The sequence below is a fragment of the bacterium genome, from assembly GCA_018812485.1.
Lineage (GTDB): Bacteria > JAHJDO01 > JAHJDO01 > JAHJDO01 > JAHJDO01 > JAHJDO01.
The window spans coordinates 1-4,420 of the sequence record JAHJDO010000086.1 but is presented as its reverse complement, the minus strand read 5'-3'; the positions used below and the strand labels follow the sequence as shown (position 1 = coordinate 4,420).

The window sequence follows — 4,420 nt, the reverse complement described above, 5'->3', positions numbered from 1 at the left end:
TTCATATACTGAGATGGATAGGGAAATGCTTTGTGTTTCTGATAGCATTAATAATAGCAGCAATCAGAAAAGAATCCCCGCCCTCTTTCAATAATCCATCTGAACCCAAAAAGAGCTCTGATTATTATCATAATGATAACAACGATGAGAGTGATGATAGCAATAATGATGATGACAGCGATGATATCTATAGCATTGATAATATCCTTAAGCGCAATCCAAGGAAAAACAGGGGAAACAGTGATAATAGAGATGACAGGGATAAAAGCAACCGCAAGATTGATGAGTATCATGTATGAAGTTAATTTGAGAGAATTGAAGATTTATCAGTTTAAAAACAAAACATTTATAAGATTAAGTATGTTAAAATATTTATTAAATGACATATATATGGTAGAACAAAAATGATAAACAAATACTTAATAAATTTTGAGCAGTTTAAGGGAAAGATATGCAGGGATTTATCAAGATTTATAACAATAATAGACGATAAAATAAATGTACCTCTGTATTCCTTTCTTAAGAGGAAATTTGAGAATAATTGCGAAGCATCCTATGTCTCATTACTGGGTCTTGACAAAAAAGGTCTTATAGGGTATATTTACAGTCCAATGCTAACAAAAGAGATGGGTATGAATATAAAAATGGAGGAGAAAGATACCTGGTAGGAATATCAGCAATATGGGTATATTTTTTTAAAAAGGCTATCAGTGCGATAGTCTTTTTTTTTACAATCTATAGCTACAAGTCTTTTATATCATTCCTGATAGGATCTAGGTCACTGTCGGTTTTAGCTATTTCTTTATTTTTCGGTTCGAGTCTAACTGCATCCTTGTAATATGAAATTGCCCTCTCTCTTGTTTTTTGCTTAGCATCTTTTACAAATTTCTGAGAATAATAACATGCCAAATTATAATATGCGGCTTCATAGCTTTTGTCATTTTCAATAATTTTCTCTAGGGTTTTGATTGCTTTCCCTAATTCATTTAGATGCCTTAACGCTAAAGCCTTAGCATTGTGAGCTGACCAGTGAGTGAAGTTTTCATTTATCGCTTTTTCTGCATACCTCAGTGCTTTTTTGTAATCTTGTTCTTTAAAATAGACTCTACTAAATTCTCTATATATCATTGATTTAGCTTCATGAGTAAGTCGTGGAAAGGAAATTGCCTTCTCCAAAAATTTTAATAATGTAAAGCAGATAGAACGTTCGTGTGGTTTATCAATTGAAATTTTTGCTTTATATAGTGGGACTTCATAATTGAAATCATCAGGGAGATCTTTTATTGCTTCCCACGCCTCAGTAAAATTTTCTTGTATAACAAATATCTTAGCTGTTGTAAGCCTAGTTTCCAATGGGGAATTTTTTATAAATTGCTTATAATCTCTATGGCATCTTTCTAGACTGTTTAGTTTGCCATTCCACCAAATACTTACAATAGCAAGGATTATACCTATTAGGGTAAATAGAATTGTTATGTACACAAGTGCGAAATTAGCACTGTTAAGCGTAGATTCAACTGCACTTTGAGGTTGTATCCCTTGTACCGATGCAGAAGAAGAAAGTTTTAGAACACCAATAATGACTGGCAATAAAAATTTTATTCCTTCAAATAAAAATAAAACCAATACTAATATAGAAATTCCAAGAAGACAGAATTTTAATAGTGTAAAAAATATTCCAACTATATTTTCTGATGTTTGCTTGAAATTCATTTATTTTTCTTTAATTAATATGTTGGTATTATAATTCGTTAATCTCCTTTTTGCAATTCACTTTTTAGTTTTAAGGCTTTGCCCAAAATGGGAATAGACAGACTGAAAGAACCTTATTTTTCAAACCCCCATCTCATCCAGCTTGACAAATCCCCCTATCTAACCTTTAATTCTGGACGATATTATGTAAATAATTGTTTGATTTTAAGAAGATAATTCGTATAAAAGCGACTTATATGACGTGGTAATATCTTTAGTGCAGATAGCTTTCATCCGAGACTGATAAATTATAAAACTGTTTCTATCATCTAACTTTCAAGATTGCGAGAAAGCTTTTTAATTGACTTGACAGGTTTAACAACAAGTAGTAATATACTATTGCGTATATTTATAATATGGAGGTAAAATGCCAAAGGCTACCGTCAAAACTAAAGCTGGGACTGAAATAGTTATCGAGAGCGACAAAGAAACTATTGAGTATATTGTCAACGCCATTCAACGTAGAGAGGAAATGACATCGCATCTTCGTGCATCAAGAGAAACTAGAGATAAAGAGATTCATGGTGAACAGCCACAAAATGCCACTCAAATGATTCTTAAACTAAAACGAGAGGGTTATTTTAAAGTAGAAAGAACAGCAAAAGAAGTTATGGAAGCCCTAAAGAAAGAAGCTTTCCATTATCCACTTACTACCCTTTATCCAGTTTTAATTCGCCTTGTAAAAAAAGGCGATTTAGGGAGATTAAAAAATAAAGAAGGTAATTGGGTATATGTTCAGAGGTGATAAAATGAAAAAGAAGAAACAAAAAACAAGTGTATCAGAAAAAATAATGAAAATAGTTAATAAGAACCCCAAAACTGCCGAGGGAATAAAGAAAGAACTAAAAGATAAGTTTGGTTGTACCGCAAAACTTGCAGATGTAAGGGTTAATCTGCTCTATCTATTAAGGAGGGATAAAATACAGAGAAAAAAGGATGGAGCAGGGGGATATAAATACTTTATTTAGGTTACAAAAATGAAAATCGCAAAAACAGCTCCAGGGGCATTAAAAACCCTATGGAAAGAGAAAATATTTCTAAAACCGAAAAATTTTAATGATGTTAAAGCAGAATTAGAAAAACGCGGATATAATTTTACTGATTACAATCTTGGAATGGCACTCAAAAATGCAAAATTCTTGACTAAGAAAGGGAAGAAAGGAAATTATACTTATGTTCAGAAACACCCCTATATAGAAGAGGAAGAAAATGTCAAAAGAAAACAAAATAAGTAAGACTCTTAAAGACCATGAAAAAAGGATATATGCATTAGAGGCATTGATTGGTAAATCTAGGAAATCAAAAATAAAAGCAGGGAAACAATCTCTTTCCGACCACATAATTGAATTACGCGATATTGGTTTCTTTTCCCAACCTAAAATCGCAGGAGAAACCCATACGAAGCTTACAAAAAAATATCATTGTGAATTGAATAGAGTTGCAGTGGCATTGGTAAGACTAGCTGGAAGAAAGCAACTGAGAAAGGCATCAAAGATAGTATCCGGGAAAAAGCACAAAGCTTATGTTTGGTGAATAAAATGGGAATGAGTACTAAAGAAGAAATAGTTGACAACTTAAGAAATAAAGATCTCTCTGCTGAACCAGAACTGTTGGGATTTCCACCTTTAGTCCAGGCATTATGGGTTCTTGCAATAGTAAAAGATAAGGCACGAGTTAGAAGAATTACTGCCAAAACGATCAGTTATATTTTAGCAGAATTAAAGGAAATAGATTTAAAAGAAAGAGCCATAATAAATGCTTTCACAGGGACAAAAAAAGGAAAAGCAAAAATAGACAAAGATAACGGAAAAACATATTATGAAATAATGTCTCCTGGGAGAAAATTTCTGCAAGATAGTTTAGACCATTCCATAAAAAATACAGAAGATAGGGTGTTATTCTTTACTGGCGAAAAGGGATGGACAGATCTAAATAAGAATTTCCCAAAAGTTATTGAACTATTAAAAGGTGACCTTTGCATAGTTGATCCTTTCTATGGGCATGGGACTCTTTATGTATTAGAAAAATTTGGGAATAAAAGAAAAATTAGATTTTTGTCTTGCAATTTAGGTTATAAAGAAGGAAAAAACATCGCACTGTTTGATACCGCTCTTAAACAATTTAGAAAAGAATTCAAAAATATAGAAATGAGAAAATACGACAAATATTATGAGCTACATGATAGATATATAATTGCTGATAATGCTCTCGTTATTGTAGGCCATGGTATTAAAGATTTAGGTAATAAAGAATCTTTTGTAGTTTTCTTACCTAAAAATTTAGTAGAGAAATTTTTACCAATTTTAAAGAAAAGTTTTGAAGAACGTTGGAAGAAATCAAATACTCTTAATTAGTTTTTATCTCTTCAAATATCCTAACAGTCACCTCTTGACACCCCCACCAATCATCACCTATAATTAAGCAACACAATACAAATAAAAAGAGGTGATTAATGAAAGCCGGAATTTATGTCAGAGTTTCAACATCGATGCAGATTGACAGAGATTCTCTGCACACACAGGAAGAAAGATTAAGGCAGTACTGCAAAGCCCAGAATTTTGAGGTTTACAAAGACAAACCATACAAAGACGAGGGAATATCAGCAAAAGACACAAAAAGGCCTGCATTCGAAGAATTAATGCAGGACGTAACAGCAAGAAAGATAAAC

General features: G+C 32.2%; 9 protein-coding genes. 8 read left to right on the top strand and 1 reads right to left on the bottom strand.

The genetic code is table 11. From position 1 onward, the window contains the following. The coding region (locus KKC91_06870) for a hypothetical protein (protein MBU0478273.1) at window positions 1–299 on the top strand (299 nt) is incomplete at its 5' end. A 105-nt stretch (window positions 300–404) separates the two neighbouring features. Next, complete coding sequence (locus KKC91_06865) at window positions 405–668, top strand: hypothetical protein (GenBank protein MBU0478272.1); 264 nt, start codon at window positions 405–407, stop codon at window positions 666–668. Between the two features lie 73 nt (window positions 669–741). Here KKC91_06865 and KKC91_06860 read toward each other — a convergent pair whose 3' ends face one another. Next, window positions 742–1,713 carry a hypothetical protein gene (locus KKC91_06860; GenBank protein ID MBU0478271.1) on the bottom strand — a complete coding sequence of 324 codons (972 nt, stop codon included), beginning with the start codon at window positions 1,711–1,713 and terminating at the stop codon, window positions 742–744. 406 nt (window positions 1,714–2,119) lie between these two features. On the opposite strand from KKC91_06860, the gene KKC91_06855 reads away from it, so the two are divergent. From KKC91_06855 to KKC91_06830, 6 genes are all read left to right on the top strand, one after another. Then, entirely contained in the window at window positions 2,120–2,497 is a 378-nt protein-coding gene (locus KKC91_06855; GenBank protein ID MBU0478270.1) for a hypothetical protein, read from the top strand. Window positions 2,498–2,501: 4 nt separating this feature from the next. After that, a complete protein-coding gene (locus KKC91_06850) occupies window positions 2,502–2,720 on the top strand; it encodes a hypothetical protein (protein ID MBU0478269.1) in 219 nt (72 codons plus the stop codon). A gap of 9 nt (window positions 2,721–2,729) precedes the next feature. Then, complete coding sequence (locus KKC91_06845) at window positions 2,730–2,987, top strand: hypothetical protein (GenBank protein ID MBU0478268.1); 258 nt, start codon at window positions 2,730–2,732, stop codon at window positions 2,985–2,987. Further along, on the top strand, window positions 2,962–3,285 hold the full coding sequence (locus KKC91_06840; protein MBU0478267.1) for a hypothetical protein: 324 nt from the start codon (window positions 2,962–2,964) through the stop codon (window positions 3,283–3,285). Before KKC91_06845 ends, KKC91_06840 begins: the two co-directional genes overlap by 26 nt. An 11-nt stretch (window positions 3,286–3,296) precedes the next feature. Continuing rightward, complete coding sequence (locus KKC91_06835) at window positions 3,297–4,106, top strand: hypothetical protein (GenBank protein ID MBU0478266.1); 810 nt, start codon at window positions 3,297–3,299, stop codon at window positions 4,104–4,106. A 98-nt stretch (window positions 4,107–4,204) separates the two neighbouring features. Then, the coding region (locus KKC91_06830; protein MBU0478265.1) for a recombinase family protein at window positions 4,205–4,420 on the top strand (216 nt) is incomplete at its 3' end.

Coding starts and splice junctions, on each gene's coding strand:
- KKC91_06865 (MBU0478272.1), top strand. CDS start 405: ATGATAAACAAATACTTAATAAATTTTGAGCAGTTTAAGGGAAAGATA.
- KKC91_06860 (MBU0478271.1), bottom strand. CDS start 1,713: ATGAATTTCAAGCAAACATCAGAAAATATAGTTGGAATATTTTTTACA.
- KKC91_06855 (MBU0478270.1), top strand. CDS start 2,120: ATGCCAAAGGCTACCGTCAAAACTAAAGCTGGGACTGAAATAGTTATC.
- KKC91_06850 (MBU0478269.1), top strand. CDS start 2,502: ATGAAAAAGAAGAAACAAAAAACAAGTGTATCAGAAAAAATAATGAAA.
- KKC91_06845 (MBU0478268.1), top strand. CDS start 2,730: ATGAAAATCGCAAAAACAGCTCCAGGGGCATTAAAAACCCTATGGAAA.
- KKC91_06840 (MBU0478267.1), top strand. CDS start 2,962: ATGTCAAAAGAAAACAAAATAAGTAAGACTCTTAAAGACCATGAAAAA.
- KKC91_06835 (MBU0478266.1), top strand. CDS start 3,297: ATGAGTACTAAAGAAGAAATAGTTGACAACTTAAGAAATAAAGATCTC.